Source organism: Nocardioides donggukensis (assembly GCF_014842875.1).
In the GTDB taxonomy this organism is placed as follows: domain Bacteria; phylum Actinomycetota; class Actinomycetes; order Propionibacteriales; family Nocardioidaceae; genus Nocardioides; species Nocardioides donggukensis.
The window spans coordinates 388,302-405,939 of sequence record NZ_JACYXZ010000002.1; the positions used below are offsets into that span (position 1 = coordinate 388,302).

At 71.0% G+C, this 17,638-nt stretch carries 18 protein-coding genes; 8 read left to right on the top strand and 10 right to left on the bottom strand.

Annotation, left to right across the window (positions count from 1 at the left end; all coding sequences use genetic code 11):
- Nucleotides 1-15: 15 nt before the first annotated feature.
- From IE331_RS08220 to IE331_RS08240, 5 genes are all read right to left on the bottom strand, one after another.
- The gene (locus IE331_RS08220; RefSeq protein ID WP_192142428.1) at nt 16-420 is read right to left on the bottom strand and encodes a secondary thiamine-phosphate synthase enzyme YjbQ; all 405 of its coding nucleotides are present in this window, start codon (nt 418-420) and stop codon (nt 16-18) included.
- 179 nt (nt 421-599) lie between these two features.
- Entirely contained in the window at nt 600-905 is a 306-nt protein-coding gene (locus IE331_RS08225; RefSeq protein ID WP_192142431.1) for a hypothetical protein, read from the bottom strand.
- 132 nt (nt 906-1,037) lie between these two features.
- A complete protein-coding gene (locus IE331_RS08230) occupies nt 1,038-1,769 on the bottom strand; it encodes a sulfite exporter TauE/SafE family protein (protein ID WP_201931438.1) in 732 nt (243 codons plus the stop codon).
- Nucleotides 1,766-4,588, bottom strand: coding sequence for an aconitate hydratase (locus IE331_RS08235; protein WP_192142433.1), 2,823 nt, complete (start codon nt 4,586-4,588; stop codon nt 1,766-1,768). The genes IE331_RS08230 and IE331_RS08235 overlap by 4 nt, the downstream gene beginning before the upstream one ends.
- Nucleotides 4,589-4,808: 220 nt before the next feature.
- Nucleotides 4,809-5,210 (bottom strand): DUF3592 domain-containing protein, encoded by a 402-nt coding sequence (locus IE331_RS08240; RefSeq protein ID WP_192142435.1) that lies wholly within the window; start codon nt 5,208-5,210, stop codon nt 4,809-4,811.
- Nucleotides 5,211-5,370: 160 nt separating this feature from the next.
- Between IE331_RS08240 and IE331_RS08245 the strand changes: the two genes are divergently transcribed.
- The gene (locus tag IE331_RS08245; RefSeq protein ID WP_192142437.1) at nt 5,371-7,239 is read left to right on the top strand and encodes a vWA domain-containing protein; all 1,869 of its coding nucleotides are present in this window, start codon (nt 5,371-5,373) and stop codon (nt 7,237-7,239) included.
- 46 nt (nt 7,240-7,285) lie between these two features.
- Here the strand turns inward: IE331_RS08245 and IE331_RS08250 are convergent, their stop codons facing one another.
- Nucleotides 7,286-7,759, bottom strand: a complete 474-nt coding sequence (locus IE331_RS08250) for a MarR family winged helix-turn-helix transcriptional regulator (protein WP_201931440.1) — start codon at nt 7,757-7,759, stop codon at nt 7,286-7,288.
- A gap of 105 nt (nt 7,760-7,864) precedes the next feature.
- Between IE331_RS08250 and IE331_RS08255 the strand changes: the two genes are divergently transcribed.
- From IE331_RS08255 to IE331_RS08275, 5 genes are all read left to right on the top strand, one after another.
- Nucleotides 7,865-8,698, top strand: coding sequence for an SDR family NAD(P)-dependent oxidoreductase (locus IE331_RS08255; protein ID WP_201931447.1), 834 nt, complete (start codon nt 7,865-7,867; stop codon nt 8,696-8,698).
- Between the two features lie 52 nt (nt 8,699-8,750).
- The gene (locus IE331_RS08260; RefSeq protein WP_192142439.1) at nt 8,751-9,179 is read left to right on the top strand and encodes a nuclear transport factor 2 family protein; all 429 of its coding nucleotides are present in this window, start codon (nt 8,751-8,753) and stop codon (nt 9,177-9,179) included.
- Between the two features lie 16 nt (nt 9,180-9,195).
- Nucleotides 9,196-10,728, top strand: a complete 1,533-nt coding sequence (locus IE331_RS08265) for an LLM class flavin-dependent oxidoreductase (RefSeq protein WP_192142440.1) — start codon at nt 9,196-9,198, stop codon at nt 10,726-10,728.
- Nucleotides 10,729-11,140: 412 nt separating this feature from the next.
- On the top strand, nt 11,141-11,386 hold the full coding sequence (locus IE331_RS08270) for a ribbon-helix-helix domain-containing protein (RefSeq protein ID WP_192142441.1): 246 nt from the start codon (nt 11,141-11,143) through the stop codon (nt 11,384-11,386).
- The gene (locus tag IE331_RS08275; RefSeq protein WP_192142442.1) at nt 11,383-11,619 is read left to right on the top strand and encodes a toxin; all 237 of its coding nucleotides are present in this window, start codon (nt 11,383-11,385) and stop codon (nt 11,617-11,619) included. The genes IE331_RS08270 and IE331_RS08275 overlap by 4 nt, the downstream gene beginning before the upstream one ends.
- Nucleotides 11,620-11,892: 273 nt before the next feature.
- Here the strand turns inward: IE331_RS08275 and IE331_RS08280 are convergent, their stop codons facing one another.
- Nucleotides 11,893-13,092, bottom strand: coding sequence for a class I SAM-dependent RNA methyltransferase (locus IE331_RS08280; protein WP_192142443.1), 1,200 nt, complete (start codon nt 13,090-13,092; stop codon nt 11,893-11,895).
- Complete coding sequence (locus IE331_RS08285) at nt 13,092-15,146, bottom strand: APC family permease (protein ID WP_192142445.1); 2,055 nt, start codon at nt 15,144-15,146, stop codon at nt 13,092-13,094. The genes IE331_RS08280 and IE331_RS08285 overlap by 1 nt, the downstream gene beginning before the upstream one ends.
- Before the next feature lie 44 nt (nt 15,147-15,190).
- Here IE331_RS08285 and IE331_RS08290 point away from each other — a divergent pair, with 44 nt between their 5' ends.
- Together IE331_RS08290 and IE331_RS08295 are read left to right on the top strand one after the other, a co-directional pair.
- Nucleotides 15,191-15,853, top strand: coding sequence for a potassium channel family protein (locus IE331_RS08290; RefSeq protein ID WP_192142447.1), 663 nt, complete (start codon nt 15,191-15,193; stop codon nt 15,851-15,853).
- On the top strand, nt 15,853-16,524 hold the full coding sequence (locus IE331_RS08295; RefSeq protein ID WP_192142449.1) for a potassium channel family protein: 672 nt from the start codon (nt 15,853-15,855) through the stop codon (nt 16,522-16,524). Before IE331_RS08290 ends, IE331_RS08295 begins: the two co-directional genes overlap by 1 nt.
- Nucleotides 16,525-16,531: 7 nt before the next feature.
- Here the strand turns inward: IE331_RS08295 and IE331_RS08300 are convergent, their stop codons facing one another.
- Together IE331_RS08300 and IE331_RS08305 are read right to left on the bottom strand one after the other, a co-directional pair.
- Nucleotides 16,532-17,275: a DUF3159 domain-containing protein gene (locus IE331_RS08300; protein ID WP_201931450.1), complete on the bottom strand. Its 744-nt coding sequence runs from the start codon at nt 17,273-17,275 to the stop codon at nt 16,532-16,534.
- Complete coding sequence (locus tag IE331_RS08305) at nt 17,272-17,637, bottom strand: OB-fold nucleic acid binding domain-containing protein (RefSeq protein ID WP_192142451.1); 366 nt, start codon at nt 17,635-17,637, stop codon at nt 17,272-17,274. Before IE331_RS08305 ends, IE331_RS08300 begins: the two co-directional genes overlap by 4 nt.
- Between the last annotated feature and the right edge of the window lies 1 nt (nt 17,638).

The window sequence follows — 17,638 nt, forward strand, 5'->3', positions numbered from 1 at the left end:
CGGGATCCCGCGGCCTCAGCCCGGCAGGAAGGAGAGCCGCACCTCGCGGTCGGGGTTGTCGACGTTGAGGTCGACCAGGCAGATGCTCTGCCAGGTGCCGAGCGCGAGTCGTCCGTCCAGCACCGGGACGCTCGCGTACGGCGGCACCAGGGCCGGCAGCACGTGCGACCGGCCGTGCCCCGGGCTGCCGTGCCGGTGCCGCCACCGGTCGTCCGCGGGGAGCAGGTCGGCCAGCGCCGCCAACAGGTCGTCGTCGCTGCCGGCGCCGGTCTCGAGGATCGCCACCCCGGCCGTGGCGTGCGGCACGAACACGTGCACGAGCCCGTCGCCGCGCCCGCTCACGAACGCGCGCACGTCGTCGGTCAGGTCGAGCACGCACTCGGCGCCCCCGGTGCGGTAGCTGTGGGTCTGGGAGTCCATGCCCAGCATGGTCCCAGTCGCCGACAAGGTGCCAGTCCCCCGGCCGGCGCCCGAGCCGCGAGGCTCTACGTTCTGCAGGTTCTGAGCCCGGGAAACCTGCAGAACGTAGAGCCTGACGTGAGGCGTTGGCGGGTTTCGACACGCTCGCTGCGCTCCCGGCTCAACCGGCGGGCCGGCGCCTACTCCTCCGGACCACCCTCCTGGAGCGGGAACCGGTGCCCGTTGCAGAAGAAGCCGGGGCTGGGCGGGCCCGACTTCGTCTGGCTCGGCACGATGCCCCCGGCGCGGACGATCTGGCCGTAGGACTGCACCCGGCCCCCCTCCTCGGGGTCGTCGGGGTGGTCGTTGAGACCGGAGAACGAGCAGATCGAGTTGGCGTGCTCGGGGCCCTTCTCGACCTGGCCCTGGGCGTGTGCCGGCCCCATGCCGGCGACGGCGAGTGCGGTCACGCAGAACGGGACCGCCAGCCATGACTTCGTTCGCATTTCCTTCCTCCTGAGTTCGGCGGCGAGGCGAAGCCCCGCCGGGTCTTCTCGGAGGCTATTCCTGCCCGCAGGGCGCGGCATGACCCTGCGGGGCCTGACGACCCCAGTGCCGCGGCACTCGGGTCGGACGCCTCAGGCGACCGACTTCACCAGCAGCACCACCGCGGCGAAGGCGCACACGACCAGGACCAGCTGCCGGAACCGCGCGCGAGGTACGTCGTCGCGCACCTGGATGCCCACCCGGATCCCGACCGCCATCAGCGGGGCGAGGAGCAGGGCGATCAGCAGGGACTCCACCGGGATCTCGCCGGACAGGCCCAGAGCGGAGAGGCTCAGGACCACGCCCAGGAAGAAGAAGACCGCCAGCGTCGAGCGGGCCTCGGAGGGCCGCCGGTGCTGGAAGAGCAGGGCGATCGGGGGCCCGCCGATGGAGGTGGCGGTGCCGGTGACGCCCGAGGTGAAGCCGGCCCCGACCAGCGTCGCCCGGGTGATCGGGACCGAGACCGAGCGCACCGAGAGCAGCACCGCGAGCAGGACGGTGAGGCCCAGCGCCACCCCGAGCTGCTCGGGGGTGAACACGACCACCAGCCACACCCCGAGCGCCGTGCCCGGGACCCGGGCCGGCAACGACCAGCCGATGGCCGGCCAGTCGACGTGCTCCCGCTCCCCGAAGAACGAGACGCCGGCGACGAAGAGCCCGAACCACAGCGGCAGCGACGGGACCAGCTCGGGCGCGAGGACCGCGATCACGGGCGCCGTGATCAGACCCACGCCGAGGCCGACGACGGCCTGGACGAACGCCCCCACCAGCACGGCGAGGGCGATCGCCAGGACGACGCCGGGGCTCAGTCCGAGGAGGCTCAACCCCGCCGCAGGTTGCGCAGCACGAACTGCATGATCCCGCCGTTGCGGTAGTAGTTCGCCTCACCGGGCGTGTCGATGCGGACGACCGCGTCGAACTCGACGTCGCCCGCGGTGACCTTGACCGTGCGCGGCGTGCTGCCCTCGTTGAGGGCGGTGACGCCGGAGACCGCGAAGGTCTCCTCACCGGTCAGGCCCAGCGACTCCGCGGACTCGCCCTCGGGGAACTGCAGCGGGAGCACGCCCATGCCGATGAGGTTCGACCGGTGGATCCGCTCGTAGGACTCCGCGATCACCGCTCGGACCCCCAGGAGCGCCGTGCCCTTGGCCGCCCAGTCGCGCGACGAGCCGGAGCCGTACTCCTTGCCGGCGAGCACGACCAGCGGGGTGCCCTCGGCGAGGTACCGCTCCGAGGCCTCGAACACCGTGGTCACCTCGCCGCCGCCGTCGGCGGAGAAGTCGCGGGTGACGCCGCCCTCGGTGCCCGGTGCCAGCTGGTTGCGCAGCCGGATGTTGGCGAAGGTCCCGCGGATCATGACCTCGTGGTTGCCGCGCCGCGAGCCGTAGGAGTTGAAGTCCCGCTGGCCGACACCGTGCTCGGCGAGGTACTTCCCGGCCGGCGAGTCCTTCTTGATCGCACCGGCCGGCGAGATGTGGTCGGTGGTGACCGAGTCGCCGAGCTTGAGCAGCACCCGGGCGCCCTCGATGTCGGTGACCGGCTCCGGCTCCTCGGGCATCCCGTCGAAGTACGGCGGCCGCCGGACGTAGGTGGACTCCTCGTCCCACTCGAAGGTCTTGCCCTCGGGGGTCGGCAGCGAGCGCCACTGCTCGTCCCCGGCGAAGACGTCGGCGTAGTCGTCGGTGAACATTTCCGAGGTGATCGCGCCCGCGATGACCTCCTCGATCTCCGCCGCGGTCGGCCAGATGTCGCGCATGAAGACGTCGTTGCCCTCGGTGTCCTGGCCCAGCGGGTCGTTGAACAGGTCGAGGTCCATCGAGCCGGCCAGCGCGTAGGCGACCACCAGCGGCGGGGAGGCCAGGTAGTTCATCTTCACGTCCGGGTTGATCCGGCCCTCGAAGTTCCGGTTGCCCGACAGCACCGAGACGACCGCGAGGTCGTTGTCGTTGACCGCGGCCGAGACCTCGGGGATCAGGGGGCCGGAGTTGCCGATGCAGGTGGTGCAGCCGTAGCCGACCAGGTGGAACCCCAGCTTGTCGAGGTACGGCGTGAGGCCGGCCTTCTCGTAGTAGTCCGAGACCACCTTGGAGCCGGGGGCGAGCGTGGTCTTGACCCACGGCTTGCGCTGCAGGCCCTTCTCCACGGCCTTCTTGGCCACCAGGGCGGCACCGATCATCACCGACGGGTTCGAGGTGTTCGTGCACGAGGTGATCGCCGCGATCGCGACCGCGCCGTGGTCGAGGGTGAACTCGGTGCCGTCCTCGAGCGTGACCTGGGCGGGGTTGCTGGCCCGGCCGCCGTCCTTCGGGGCGGCCGAGAGGTGGTTGTCGGGAGCCGCCTCCCCGTGACCGTTGGCGGGCGAGTCGGAGGCCGGGAAGGACTCCTCGACGGCCTCGTCGTACCCGTTGGTGTCCTGGTGCTCACCGTCGACGTAGTCGACCAGCGCGCCCCGGAAGGAGGCCTTGGCGTCGGAGAGCGAGACCCGGTCCTGCGGCCGCTTCGGGCCGGCGAGCGAGGGCACCACCGTGGCGAGGTCGAGCTCCAGCTTCTCGCTGTAGCGCGGCTCCGCGGACGGGTCGTGCCAGAGGCCCTGCTCCTTGGCGTAGGTCTCGACGAGCGCGATCTGCTCCTCGGAGCGCCCGGTGAGCCGCAGGTAGGTGACGGTCTCCTCGTCGATCGGGAAGACCGCGATCGTGGAGCCGAACTCCGGGCTCATGTTGCCGATCGTGGCCCGGTTGGCCAGCGGCAGCACGGAGACCCCGGGGCCGTAGAACTCCACGAACTTCCCGACCACGCCGTGCTCGCGCAGCATCTCGGTGATCGTGAGCACCAGGTCGGTCGCGGTCGCGCCCTCGGGCAGGTCGCCGTTCAGCTTGAAGCCGACCACGCGCGGGATCAGCATCGAGACCGGCTGGCCGAGCATCGCGGCCTCGGCCTCGATGCCGCCGACGCCCCAGCCGACGACGCCGATGCCGTTGACCATGGTGGTGTGCGAGTCGGTGCCGACGCAGGTGTCGGGGTAGGCGGTGACGGTGCCGTCCTCGGCCTCCCGGGTGAACACGGTGCGGGCCAGGTGCTCGATGTTGACCTGGTGCACGATGCCGGTGCCGGGCGGGACGACCTTGAAGTCGTCGAAGGCGCCCTGCCCCCAGCGCAGGAACTGGTAGCGCTCGCGGTTGCGCTCGTACTCGATCTCGACGTTCTTCTCGAACGCCTCCGGCGTGCCGAACACGTCGGCGATCACCGAGTGGTCGATGACCATCTCGGCCGGCGCGAGCGGGTTGATCTTGGTCGGGTCGCCGCCGAGCTCGGCCATCGCCTCGCGCATGGTGGCCAGGTCGACGACGCACGGGACGCCGGTGAAGTCCTGCATGATCACGCGGGCCGGCGTGAACTGGATCTCCTTGTCGGGGTCGGCGTCGGCGTCCCAGCCGGCGAGCGCGAGGATGTCGTCGGCGGTGATGTCCTCGCCGTCCTCGGTGCGGAGCAGGTTCTCGAGGAGCACCTTGAGGCTGTACGGCAGCGTGGCGACCGCGTCGTCGGCGACCCCGTCCCCCGTCACCGCATCGAGGCGGAAGATCTCGTACGCCGTGCCGTCGACGTCCAGGGTGCCCTTGGCACCGAAGCTGTCCTTACTCGCCATGGATGGCATCTCCTCAGGGGCTTGGCTGCGGATGCGGTGGTGCCCATTCTTCCCACGCGGCGGCGCCGCACGGAAGGGTGACCCACCAGAGTCTCTTGATATCAAGATATATCACGCAGAGCCGAACAGCACCAGCGGGAGGTTCTCCCGGCCCAGCCCCGTTCAGGGGTGGCTTGCGTCGGGACGACGGCACGGGCCGGGCCCTCGGCGCCCGGACCACTCACAGGACGACGAACAGCACCCAGAGCACGAAGACGAGCACACCCACGGCGAAGACTGCGGCCCAGAACGGCGACCTCTGCCCGGGAGCGTCCACGTAGCAGCGCCTGGGCTCGCGCGGGTCGTAGGCGACCGTGACCCGCGTGCCCGCCGTACGGGTCGTCTCGTAGCCGACCGGATTGATCGCCCAGGCCTCGACCGCGCGACCGTCGCCGTCGTGGAAGGACACCTGCACCCGGAAGGACGACGCGTCCATGTCGTTGCGGTTGTGGTCGGTCTGGAGCACCGTGCCGTCGGCGTGCGGCCAGCGTCGCTGCCGGAGGCTGCCCAGCCCCATCCTCGCGAGGACGAACACGAAGATGCCGGCGACGACGAGGGGGAACACGGTCCGGAGGAGGTCCACGGGGCTCCCTGGTGCGGTGCGAGGACGGGCGGGCGGACACAGCGTGGCACAGGATCCGGGCTCCCGCTGACCACGTCGAACTAAGCCCGCGGAGCCGCCGGCCCGATCACCTAGGGTGAGGCCGTCGCGCCCCGCACACAGCGAAAGGTGGCCCTCTCGGATGTCCATCCCCCACCGGCGACTCCTCGCACCGCTGCTCCTCTGTCTCGTGGCCCTCGCCTTCGCCCCGCCCGGTGCGGCGTCCCGGGCGGCGGAGGACTCCGACCCGGGCACGCTGGTGATGGTGCTCGACTCCTCGGGCTCGATGAAGGAGCGGATCGGGGGCGGCCAGAGCCGGATCGAGGCCGCGAAGGGCGCGCTGCGTCGCGTGATCCGCTCGCTGCCCGACGAGCAGCGGGTCGGCCTGCGGGTCTACGGCTCCGAGGTCTTCTCGCGCGGCGAACCCGGCGCGTGCACCGACTCCGAGCTCGTGGTCCCGGTCGACACCGGGAACCGCGCCGATCTCGCCTCCGCCCTCGGCGACTACCGGCCCTACGGGGAGACGCCGATCGGCCACGCGCTGCGCGAGGCCGGCAAGGACGTCGGCACCGAGGGCCGGCGCAACATCGTCCTGGTCTCGGACGGCGAGCCGACCTGCCCGCCCGACCCCTGCAAGGTGGCCCGCGACCTGTCCCGCCAGGGCGTCGACCTCCGGATCGACGTCGTGGGGCTCGACGTCGACGGCGCGGCGCGCAACCAGCTCGCCTGCATCGCCCGCGCGGGCAACGGCTCCTACTACGACGTGCGCTCCTCCGAGGAGCTCGCCACCAGCCTCGAGAAGCTCTCCACGCGTGCGGCCCGCCCCTACACCGTCATCGGCGAGCCCGTCACGGGCACCGCGGACGCAGCAGACGCCCCGTCGGTCACCGCCGGCGACTGGGCCGACGAGGTCGCCCCGGCCGGCAAGGAGGGCGACACCCGCACCTACGCCGTCGAGCGGGAGATCGAAGGCTCGACCCTCCACGTGAGCGCCGCCCTGCGCAGCGACCCGAGCGTCGACGACGACGGACTGCGACTCGAGCTGTCCTCCGCCGAGGACGGCAGCAGCTGCGGTGGGAGCGGCCTCACCGCCCAGCGGACCGGCGGTGAGCTGATCGCGGTCGCTGCCTCCGCCGGCGCGCTGCGCCCCGGCGGCACGCTGGACCCCGACACGGCCTGCGCGAGCGGCGACCTGCTCGCGCAGGTCACCCGCCAGAACGGGACCACGACGACGCCGCTGGAGCTGCGCGTGATCGAGGAGCCGCCCGTGGAGAGCCTCGACGGGCTGCCGCAGCCGGAGGGGGGCTCCGGGTGGACGCGCCTGCGGGGAGGGAAGGCCGCCAAGGTCACCGGAGGCACCTCGTTCGACGACGCACCCGTCCTCGAGCCCGGCACCTACCGCGACTCGATCGTGCCCGGCGAGGTGCTGACCTACCAGGTCGACGTCGAGTGGGGTCAGCGACTGACCGCCGCGTTCGTCTTCCCGCGCCTTTCGGGAAGGCTCGGCGAGGCGGTGTCCGCCGACTCCCCGATCGTCGCGACCACCGTCTTCAGCCCGGCGCGGGCACGCTCGTCGGTGCTCGCGCGCAGCGACGGCCCGAGCACCCAGGTCGCCCTGACCGACGACGGTGAGACCATCGGCGACACCATTCCGCCGGTGGCCTACCTCAACGGCGGGCAGTCCGCCCCCGTCGACGGCGCCAGGCTGGCCGGCCGCTACACGGTCACCGTGTTCATGGACCAGTCCGAGGGCGGTCCGAGCTACCTGACGCCGTTCACGCTGCGGCTCGGCCTGGTCGGCGAGCCCGGCGACGCGCCGCCGTACGTCGAGGAGCCCGAGGACCCCGAGCAGAGCACCCCCTCCCCCGACCCCGACCCCGAGCCGGACGCCGCGCCCGAGCCCGATCAGGACGAGGACTCCTCGCTGCTGCTGTGGCTGGGCCCGCTGGCGCTGCTCGTCATCCTGGTCGCCGGGGTGGTCCTGGTCAGGGCCCGGCGCACCCGGGACTGAGGGGCGTCCCGACGACCCTGGGCCGCTCCGAGAGAGCCGACTGACCTCACTCGGATGGACGCTCCGGGTCGGCAATCCGCTCGAACGCGTCGGCGACGGAGTCGAGGTCCACCTCGCCGAGGTGGTCGAAGACGTGGGCGCGTGCGCTCGCGAGGTGGGCGACCCAAGCGTCTTGCAGCTCTTGGAGTCCCGCACCGGTGAGAACGGCGTCCCAGCCCCGGCCATCGTCCGGGGAGCGTTCCCGCTCGACCAGACCGATCTTCTGCAACCGGTCGACGACCCGAGAGATCCCGCTCATCGACATCGCTGCGCCGCCGGCGAGATCGGTCATCCGCATCCGCCGGTCGGGTGCCTCGGACACGTGGACGAGCACGAAGTAGTCGGTCGCCGAGAGCCGGGTCTCGCGGACGAGGTCGGCGTCGAGCTTGCGCGGCAGGACTGCCAGCAGCCGGGTCAGTGACCGCATGAACCGCTCCTCACTGGGGGACAGCGGCTCGACGGTGGGAGGTCGTGTGCGCATGCTCACATGTTAGTTGCTTGAGCAAGCACCAACTGGCTGTAGTGTTTGTTTCACGAAGCAAGTAAATCTGGCAGGAGATGCATCATGAGTGCTGACATCGAGCGGGTGGCCGTGGTGACCGGGGCGGGGAGCGGTCTCGGCCGTGAGATCTCCCTGGGACTGGCAGCACGCGGATACCGGGTCTTCGGGACCGCCTTCGCGACGGCAGAGGTTGCCGAGCTCGACGCCGCGTCGGGCGGCGCCGTACGGCTCGAGGTCGTCGACATCGTCGACTCCGCCGCGGTCGGCGCGTGGGCCGAGAGCGTGCAGGACGAGGTCGCAGGCGTTGACCTGCTGATGAGCAACGCCGGCATCCTCACCCCGGGCCCGATCGAGCTGCTGTCGATCGACGACGTCCGCCGCGAGTTCGAGGTGAACACCTTCGGGCCGCTGCGGGTGGTCAACGCGTTCCTGCCCTCGCTGCGAGCCGCACGCGGGCGCATCGTCCAGATCAGCACCATCACCGCAACCGTGCCGCTGCCGTTCAACGCGGCCTCGGGAGCGTCGAAGGCGGCGGCGGAGGTCTTCGCCGACGTCTATCGCGCCGAGCTGAAGCAGTTCGGCATCGACGTCACCATCGTCTCGCCCGGCAGCATGCTCACCGGCGGCCCGGCAAAATCGGCAGCTGCGTTCGAGCGGCTCCTCTCTGCCATGACCCCACAGGGACGTGAGCTCTATGGGGCGCCCTTCGCGCGGTTCGCGGAGCAGTTCAACGCCAACCAGGGCAAGGGGATCACCGCGACTGACGCGGCCACCCAGGTCATCGAGGTGGCTGAGGAACAGCCAGCACCGAGCCGACGGACCGTGGGGCCCGACGCCGCCGCGCTGCTGCAAGCCTCCAAGACCATGACCGACGACGAGCTCGACGCGCTGCGACTGCAGCTCGGCGGTCTCGCCTGAGCCCCCACCAGCCTTTCCAACCACCGCTACACCAACAACGGGAGACAACATCATGATCGAGATCGTGGACACCACCGACACCCGGGCCGTGCGCAACAAGGACAACCTGATCGCCTTCTACCGCCGCGCCATCAACGACAAGCAGCCGCGCGAGGCCGCCGCGGCGCTCGTCGCGGACGACTACGTCCAGCACAACCCGCTGCTTCCCGACGGCGGGGCGATGCTGGGCGAGACGTTCGCTGCCGTCGTCGAGGCGCACCCGCTCGCCCGGGTCGAGATCCACCGGATCATCGCTGTGGGCGACTGGGTGTGGGCGCACGTGAACTTCCTCAACCTCTACAGTGACGACCCCGACGACCTCGGGATCGCCGGGGTCGACATCTGGAAGATGGACTCCGACGGCGTGGCCCTCGAGCACTGGGACGTCCTGCAGCCCGTGGTCGCCGAGGCCGAGACCGTCAGCGGCCACAGCGTCTTCTGAGCCGGAGGATCCTCACGTGACCGACTATCTGCACGACCTCCAGTTCGGCTCGTTCCTGACTCCGGACAACCGGCGCCCCGACGACACCGTCGCGCTCGCCTTGCTGAGCGAGCAGATCGGCCTGGACCTGGTGACCTTTCAGGACCACCCCTACCAACCGAGCTTCCTCGACACCTGGACGTTGCTGTCCTATGTCGCCGCCCGCACGTCGACGGTGCGGCTCTCGCCCAACGTCCTCAACGTGCCGTTGCGACCACCGGCCGTCCTGGCCCGCAGCGCGGCCTCTCTCGACCTGCTCTCGGGTGGTCGGGTCGACCTCGCCCTCGGGGCAGGCGCGTTCTGGGACGCGATCGCGGCGATGGGGGTGCCGCGGCTCAGCCCGGGCGAGAGCGTGGTCGCGCTGGCGGAGGCGATCGAGGTGATCCGCCAGATCTGGGACGCCGACGCGCGTGGAGGGGTGCGGGTGGACGGCATTCACCACCAGGTGCAGGGAGCCAAGCGTGGTCCGGCGCCGAGCCACGACATCGGTCTGTGGGTCGGCGCCCTGAAGCCTCGGATGTTGCGACTGATCGGTCGCAGCGCTGACGGCTGGCTGCCGTCGTTGTTCTATCTCCAGCCCGGCGACCTCGCCCGCGGCAACGCCGTCATCGACGAGGCCGCGACCGAGGCGGGCCGCGACCCCGGCCAGGTGCGGCGCCTGCTCAACGTGGCAGGGACGTTCTCCGGCACCGCACGCGCGCAGTTGGACGGCCCTCCCGAGCACTGGGCCGCCGAGCTGACCCAGCTGACCCTCACCGAGGGGGTCAGCACGTTCATCCTCGCCAGCGACGACTCCCGACAGCTGCGGGTCTTCGCCGAGGAGGTGGCGCCGGCGGTCCGCGAGCTCGTCGGCGCGGCCCGGGCTGGGGCGGTGAGCACTCCGCGCCCGGCGACCGCGGTGCCGCTGACGAGGACCGCCCTCGCCGTGCGTGCGACGCCGGCGCCGGCCCCTCGGGGCAGTGAGACGGTCCTGGACGAGGCGGCACGTCCCGACGCCCCGACGCCCGACCCCGATCGGCGCTACACCCCGCACGAGCAGGCCACCGGCCAGCACCTCGTCGACATCCACGACCACCTGCGCGCCGAGCTCGAACAGCTCAACGACCTCATCGAGCAGGTGGCCACCGGGATGATCGGGGCAGCGGCGGCGCGCTCGCACATCAGCGCGATGACGCTGCGCCAGAACAAGTGGGTTCTCGGCGGCTACTGCGAGAGCTACTGCCGCGTGGTGACGACCCACCACATGCTCGAGGACCAGGGCATCTTCCCGCACCTGCGCCGTCATGACCCTCGGTTGGGGCCTGTCGTCGACCAGCTCCAAGTCGAGCACGAGCTGATCCACGAGGTCCTCGAGGAGGTCGACCGTGCGCTGGTGACCTTCGTCTCCGTCGAGGACGGGATGGCGGATCTGCGCCGCGCGGTCGACCTCCTCTCCGACACCCTGCTCTCGCACCTGTCCTACGAGGAGCAGGCGCTCATCGAGCCGATCGCGCGGTTCGGGCTGGGCTGATCGCTCGCCCCGCCGGCTGCTCGGTGTGGCTGTCAGTCATCGGCGCGGCGAGGTCCTCGGGGGCCAGGAGGGCAGGCGGGGGTGGCGGCCCCCAGCTGAAGCACCTCGGCCCCCTCGAGCACGTCGGAGCTCATCCAAGGGGATGACATCCATGTCGTTCGTCTTGCTGGCCGACCCGGACGACAATCTGTTCTGCGCCATGGCCCGACTCGTCGGCTGCAGGTCCGGGCGGCTTGTCTGCGCATGTCAAGACGTCCTACAACCGGAACCTCCAGCGGGACGGCCGCTGGCCAGCCCCCGGCGGGTCGGATTGCCAAAGCGAGCCCAGGTGAGCCTGGTGGCCCGTTCTCGGTGCTCGAGCTCGCGGCGACCATGGCCTTGCAGCGAAGACCATTCGTATTACACTTGCATCATGAAGGTCAACGGCGCCGAGGTCTCTGAGGACCAGATCGACGAGTGGGTGGCGGAGGCTGAGGCCGGCTACGACGTTGAGATGCTGCGCAAGGGCGGCCGCAAGCCGGTCGGCGACGGGCCTGGCCGGGTCGTCCCTGTCCGTCTCGACGCAACGCTGCTGGCCCAACTCGACGGCCGGGCCGAACACGATCACCAGTCGCGTTCGGAGATCATCCGCGCCGCGATCCGTGCCTACGTGGCGTGAAGGTCCGCGACTCAGCCCTGAGGCACGGCATCGATCCCGCGGACTCCATTCAGGCCGCCGAGCATCCGGTCTTCCTGCGTGACCTCGGTGACGACCCGCATCGCCAACTCCGCCTCGGGTTCGACACGCACGGTCGCATCCTGGAGGTGATCGTGCTGACCGGAGACGGCGGGGATCAGATGCTCATCCACGACATGAAGGAACGCCAGCAGTACCTCGCCCTGCTCGACTGACGTCGCAGTCAGTCGTCCGTTTCAAGGAGTGTGAAGGTTGCCCCGACCATCGCCGGAACCCACGTCCGACGAATCGAGGTCGGTCGCGTCACTGCCCTGCCCATAGAGATCTGACACGGGCAAGACCGTACGCCCACGGCCGCGCTGCCACGCGGCAGCTACGGCGCGACCGGAGGTTCATCGCGACTGCGCGCCACCAAAGCGAGCCATACGGGGTTCAAAGTGAGCCTTAAGGCCGATTTTTGGCATTCGACCTGCTCCGAGGAAATAACATCACCGCAGGTCAACGCCGGTTTTCGTCAGCAACGCGACGCATTCGACGTGGTGCGTCATCGGGAACAGGTCGAACGCCCGCAGCGCGGAGAGCCGGTAGCCGAGGTCCGCGAACGTCGCGACGTCCCGGGCCAGCGCGGCCGGGTCGCAGGCGACGTACGCCACCGCGCGGGGCGCCCGGTCGACGACCTGCTCCACGACCTTGCGGCGGGCCCCTTCGCGGGGTGGGTCCAGCACGACCAGGTCGAACGGCTCGTCGTAGGACTCCCGAAGCACCCGGTCGACCGAGCCCTGGGCCACCCTGGCCTGCGGAAGGCCGACCAGGTTGCCGCGGGCATGGCCGCACGCGGCCAGGTCGCCCTCGACGGCGACCACCCGGCCCCGCTCCCCCACCCGGTCGGCGAGGAACGCCGCGAACACCCCGACCCCGGCGTACAGGTCGAGCACCGCCTCGCCCGGGCGTGGCCCGAGCAGCTCCAGCACGGTGCCGACCAGGACGCCCGGCGCCCCGGGGTGCACCTGCCAGAAGCCGTCCGCGTCGACGGCGAACTCCCGCTCCGTGCCCTGCGCGGCGACCTGCTCCACCACCGGCGCGGTGGGTCCGTCGTCCCGGACACCCTCGACCACCTCGAGCGCGCGCGGATGGGCGATCCGGCAGTCGTCGATCTCGACCACCTCGCTGGACCGGTGCACGTGCAGTCCCTGGGCGCCTCCGGGCAGCCCGACGTACCGCATCCGGGTCCGCCACCGCAGACCCTCCTGGTCGCCGTCGACGGCCTCGACCACCAGTCCGGCCACCAACGGGTCGTCCTCGGCCAGGCCACCGAGGCGGACCAGCTGCTCACGCACCACGGCGGCCTTCAGGTCGCGCTGGGCGGGCAGGGCGACGTGCTGGAAGTCGCAGCCGCCGCACAGCTCGGGGCCGGCGTAGGGGCACGGCGCCGGCACCCGGTCCGGCGAGGGCGTCCGCACCTCGACCGCGTCACCGCGCCAGAAGCCGTCGCCCTCGGTGCCCTCGGTGACCTCCACGACCACCTGCTCGCCGGGCAGGGCGTGGCGGACGAAGACCACCCGGTTGCCGGCCTCGGCCACCCGGGCCACGCAGTGGCCACCGTGCGCGACCGGACCGACGGTCACCTCGAAGCGGGCGCCGACGACCGAGGCGCCCCGCGCCTTCCGCTCCCGGGGACGACGGGCCATCAGTCGAACCGCCGCGGGTCGTCGGGCCCGCGTGCTCCGGGCAGGGTCCCGCGACGGACGTCGCCGGGTCTGGCCCGGGTCTCCACCCGCGCCTCGCGCTCGATGGCGTAGGCCGAGGAGCGCAGCTGGTAGGGCACCGAGATGACCATCACGCCGGGCGTGAACAGCAGCCGTCCCTTGAGGCGCAGGGCGGTCTGGTTGTGCAGCAGCTGCTCCCACCACCGGCCGACGACGTACTCCGGGATGTAGACCGCCACCACGCCGCGCGGGTTGGCGCGCCGGATCTCGGCGGCGTACTCGACGATCGGCCGGACCAGCTCACGGTACGGCGAGTGCAGCACCTTGAGCGGCACGTCGATCCGTCGCTCGTCCCACTCGTCGAGGAGCCGGTCGGTCGCCTCCTGGTCGGCCGCCACGTAGACCGCCTCCAGGGCGTTGGGGCGGGTCGCCTTGGCGAAGGCGAGGGCGCGCAGGGTCGGCTTGTGCAACTTCGAGACCAGCACGATCGCGTGCACCCGGGTCGGCAGCACCTTGTCCTGGTCGTCCCCGGCGAGCTCGGCCTCGACGAGGTCGTAGTGCTTGCGGATCGCCTGCATCACCAGGAAGAACACGATCATCGCCAGCACCGTGATCCACGCGCCGGCCAGGAACTTCGTCACCAGCACCACCACGAGGACCACCGCCGTGAAGGCGAGGCCGATCGTGTTGATGAGCCGCGAGCGCTGCATCCGCGCCCGCTCGAGCGTGTCGGTGGTCCCGGACAGCTCCCGCGTCCAGTGCCGGATCATGCCCAGCTGGGAGAGGTTGAAGGAGACGAAGACGCCGACGATGTAGAGCTGGATCAGGCGGGTCGGCTGGGCGTCGAAGATCCAGATCAGCGCGATCGCCATCGCGGCCAGGAACACGATGCCGTTGCTGTAGGCCAGCCGGTCCCCCCGGGAGCCGAAGGCGCGCGGGGCCAGCCCGTCCTTGGCCAGGATCGAGCCCAGCACCGGGAAGCCGTTGAAGGCGGTGTTCGCGGCGAGGACCAGGATGATGCCGGTCATCGAGACCACGAAGTAGAAGCCGGGCGGGAAGTCCTGGAAGACCGCCTCCGCGATCTGCGAGATCACCGTGTGCTGGTCGTAGTCCGCGGGCAGCGCACTGCCGTCGGCGCGCCGCAGCCGCTCCAGCTCGTGCGGGTCGACCATCCGCAGGCCCATCTCCCGGGCCAGGACGATCACGCTGAGCATCATCGTGATCGCGATCATCGCCAGCATCAGCAGCGTGGTCGCGGCGTTGCGCGACTTCGGCTTGCGGAACGCGGGCACGCCGTTGGAGACCGCCTCGACCCCGGTGAGCGCCGCGCAGCCGGAGGAGAACGCACGTGCCAGCAGGAAGATCAGGGCCACGGTCGTCAGCTCGTCGTCATAGCCGGGGGCCTTCTCGATCACGAACTCGGCGCTCTCGACGACCGGCAGGTTCCCGGTCAGCAGCTGGAACAGCCCGACCAGGCACATCCCGAGGATGCCGAACATGAAGAAATAGGTGGGGAAGGCGAACAGCGTCCCGGACTCGCGGATCCCGCGCAGGTTCATCGCCGCCAGCGCCACCACCAGCCCGGCCGCGAACGTCGCCTCGTGGCCGGAGAGGAACGGCAGGGCCGCGGCGGCGTACTGGGCGCCGGCGGAGATCGAGACCGCCACCGTGAGCACGTAGTCCATGAGCAGGGCGCTGGCGACGGTGACGCCGGCGGTGCGACCCAGGTTCACCTTGGCGACCTCGTAGTCGCCGCCGCCGGACGGGTAGGCGTACACGGTCTGCCGGTAGGACGCGATCACCGCGAACATCACGACCGCGACCGCGATCCCGACCTTCCAGGAGAACGCGTACGCCGACGCGCCGGCCAGCGAGAGCATGATGAACACCTCGTCGGGCGCGTAGGCCACCGAGGAGAGGGCGTCGCTGGCGAACACCGGCAGGGCGACCCGCTTCGGCAGCAGGGTCTCCCCCAGCTGCGAGCTGCGGAGCTTGCGGCCCAGCAGGATCCGCTTCGAAACGTCGCCGACACCCACGAGCGAACAGGCTAGACCACGGGCGGGGGTATAGCGTCGTCCCCGTGCATGTCGTGATCATGGGCTGCGGCCGGGTGGGTTCGACCCTGGCCAGGAGCCTCGAGGACCGCAACCACACCGTGTCGGTGATCGACAACGACGCCGACGCCTTCCGACGCCTCGGCCCGGGGTTCAACGGGGACAAGGTGACCGGGTACGGATTCGACCAGGCCGTCCTCACGAAGGCCGGGATCGAGCGGGCCGACGCGTTCGCCGCGGTCTCCAGCGGCGACAACTCCAACATCATCGCGGCGCGGGTCGCCCGGGAGTCCTTCGGGATCCAGCAGGTCGTCGCCCGGATCTACGACCCCGGCCGGGCCGAGGTCTACCAGCGGCTCGGCATCACCACCGTGGCCACCGTGAAGTGGACGGCCGACCAGGTGCTGCGGCGGATCCTCCCGGCCGGTGCCGAGCCGGACTTCCGGGACCCCTCCGGCACGATCCGGCTCGACCAGGTGCCGGTGAGCGTCGCCTGGATCGGCCACCGCACGATCGACTTCCAGGAGCAGGGGCGGTGCCGGATCGCCTGGATCGACCGCCTGGGCGAGGGCATGCTGCCCACCCGCGACACGGTTCTCCAGGAGGGCGACCTGCTGCACGTCGTCATGCGCGAGGAGAACGCGGCCCGGACCTACTCGGTCCTGGACCAGGGACCGGAGGAGAGCTGATGCGCGTCGCCATCGCCGGGGCCGGGGCCGTCGGCCGCTCCATCGCCCGCGAGCTGATCGACAACGGCCACGAGGTCCTGCTCATCGACCGGGCGGCGGACGCGATCAAGCCGGAGCGGGTCCCCCACGCCGAGTGGCTGCTCGCCGACTCGTGCGAGCTCAGCTCGCTCGAGGAGGCGCGGCTGCAGCACTGCGACGTCGTGATCGCCGCGACCGGGGACGACAAGGTCAACCTCGTCACCTCGCTGCTGGCCAAGACCGAGTTCGGGGTGCCGCGCACCGTGGGCCGGGTCAACCACCCCAACAACGAGTGGCTGTTCACCGAGGCGTGGGGCGTCGACGTCAACGTCTCCACCCCGCGGATCATGTCCGCCCTGGTGGAGGAGGCGGTCACGGTCGGCGACCTGGTCCGGCTGTTCACCTTCCGCAAGGGCAACGCGAACCTGGTCGAGATGACGCTGCCCGACGACTCGCCGTTCGTCGGCAAGCCGACCGGCCTGGTGCCGTGGCCGGAGAACTGCGCCCTGGTGACGATCCTGCGCGACGGACAGGTCTACACCCCCGACGCGGAGCAGCCGATCGAGGCCGGCGACGAGCTCCTGTTCGTCGTCGCGGCGGAGGTCGAGGAGGAGCTCGAGCGGATGCTGGCGCCGACCGCGCACGGCGGCTGACGATCGCTCAGCGGCGCGCCGACACCTCGTCGGCGTCCTCGGGCGACCCGCCCGGCTCCTCGTCCTGGGAGACCGGTGTGGCGTTGCGGGCCAGCAGCCACACCATCAGTGCCAGGGCGGCCAGCTGCAGCGGCCAGCCCATCGCCAGCTTGGAGATGCCGAGCACCGCCACCGCGGCCTCGGGGTCCATCGAGCCCGACGTGCCGGCCAGGTAGACCGGCGTCTGCACCACGACCCGGATCACGCACGGCGCGACCAGCACCCAGGTCAGCCGGCTGGTGAGCTTCACGATCTGCGGGTCCCGGTGCCACGCGGTCGCATCGCCGGTGACGCTGCCGACCATGAACCCCACCAGGGGCCACCGGACCAGGTTCGAGAACGACAGGACCACGGCGTACCCGGCGTTGTAGAGCAGTCCGGGCAGGAAGTAGGCCAGCGCCTGGTCGTTGGCGTCGCCACCGGCCCGCGCGGCCCGGTAGGCGAACAGGGCGCCGATGCCGATCCCGACCAGGGCGTTGAAGCAGAACTGGATCGAGGACCGTTGGACCAGGCGGACCACCAGGGCCAGCACGGCGGCCGAGACGCTGACGATGAGTGCGAGCGGGAGGTCCTTGGTGGTCAGGAAGGTGACCGTGAACATGATCGTCGGCACCGCGGCCTCGACCATGCCCCGCTTGCCCCCGAGCGCGGCGGAGAGCTGCTTGCGGACGACCGCCTCGACGGTGTCGACGGAGGGGCTGGTGTCGCTCACGGCTGCAGCTCGTAGCGGGGGTTGTACATCACCCGGACATTGTCCTGGACGCCGATCCGGCCCTCCACCGTGATCCCACGGCCCGGACCGATCCCGGTGATCCGGCGACGGCCCAGCCAGATGACCGTGATCACGCCGGAGCCGTCGTAGAGCTCGGCCTCGAGCGCCGGTACGCCGCCGCGCGGGCGCAGCGTGACCGTGCGCAGGGTGCCGGTGAGGCGCACCCGCTCCCGGTCCGTCGCCTCGCCGATCGAGAGCCGGCCGGAGTCCTCGGTGGCCCGGCGCAGGTCGCGGGCGTGCTGGTCGGTGCTGCTCGCCCAGCGGCTGATGTTGCGACGGAGCCGCTCCGTGCCGGTGCCCATG

Excerpts from the sequence above, each read along its gene's own strand:
- IE331_RS08220 (WP_192142428.1), bottom strand. The coding sequence starts at position 420 with ATGGACTCCCAGACCCACAGCTACCGCACCGGGGGCGCCGAGTGCGTG.
- IE331_RS08225 (WP_192142431.1), bottom strand. The coding sequence starts at position 905 with ATGCGAACGAAGTCATGGCTGGCGGTCCCGTTCTGCGTGACCGCACTC.
- IE331_RS08235 (WP_192142433.1), bottom strand. The coding sequence starts at position 4,588 with ATGGCGAGTAAGGACAGCTTCGGTGCCAAGGGCACCCTGGACGTCGAC.
- IE331_RS08245 (WP_192142437.1), top strand. The coding sequence starts at position 5,371 with ATGTCCATCCCCCACCGGCGACTCCTCGCACCGCTGCTCCTCTGTCTC.
- IE331_RS08250 (WP_201931440.1), bottom strand. The coding sequence starts at position 7,759 with ATGCGCACACGACCTCCCACCGTCGAGCCGCTGTCCCCCAGTGAGGAG.
- IE331_RS08260 (WP_192142439.1), top strand. The coding sequence starts at position 8,751 with ATGATCGAGATCGTGGACACCACCGACACCCGGGCCGTGCGCAACAAG.
- IE331_RS08270 (WP_192142441.1), top strand. The coding sequence starts at position 11,141 with ATGAAGGTCAACGGCGCCGAGGTCTCTGAGGACCAGATCGACGAGTGG.
- IE331_RS08280 (WP_192142443.1), bottom strand. The coding sequence starts at position 13,092 with ATGGCCCGTCGTCCCCGGGAGCGGAAGGCGCGGGGCGCCTCGGTCGTC.
- IE331_RS08295 (WP_192142449.1), top strand. The coding sequence starts at position 15,853 with ATGCGCGTCGCCATCGCCGGGGCCGGGGCCGTCGGCCGCTCCATCGCC.
- IE331_RS08305 (WP_192142451.1), bottom strand. The coding sequence starts at position 17,637 with ATGGGCACCGGCACGGAGCGGCTCCGTCGCAACATCAGCCGCTGGGCG.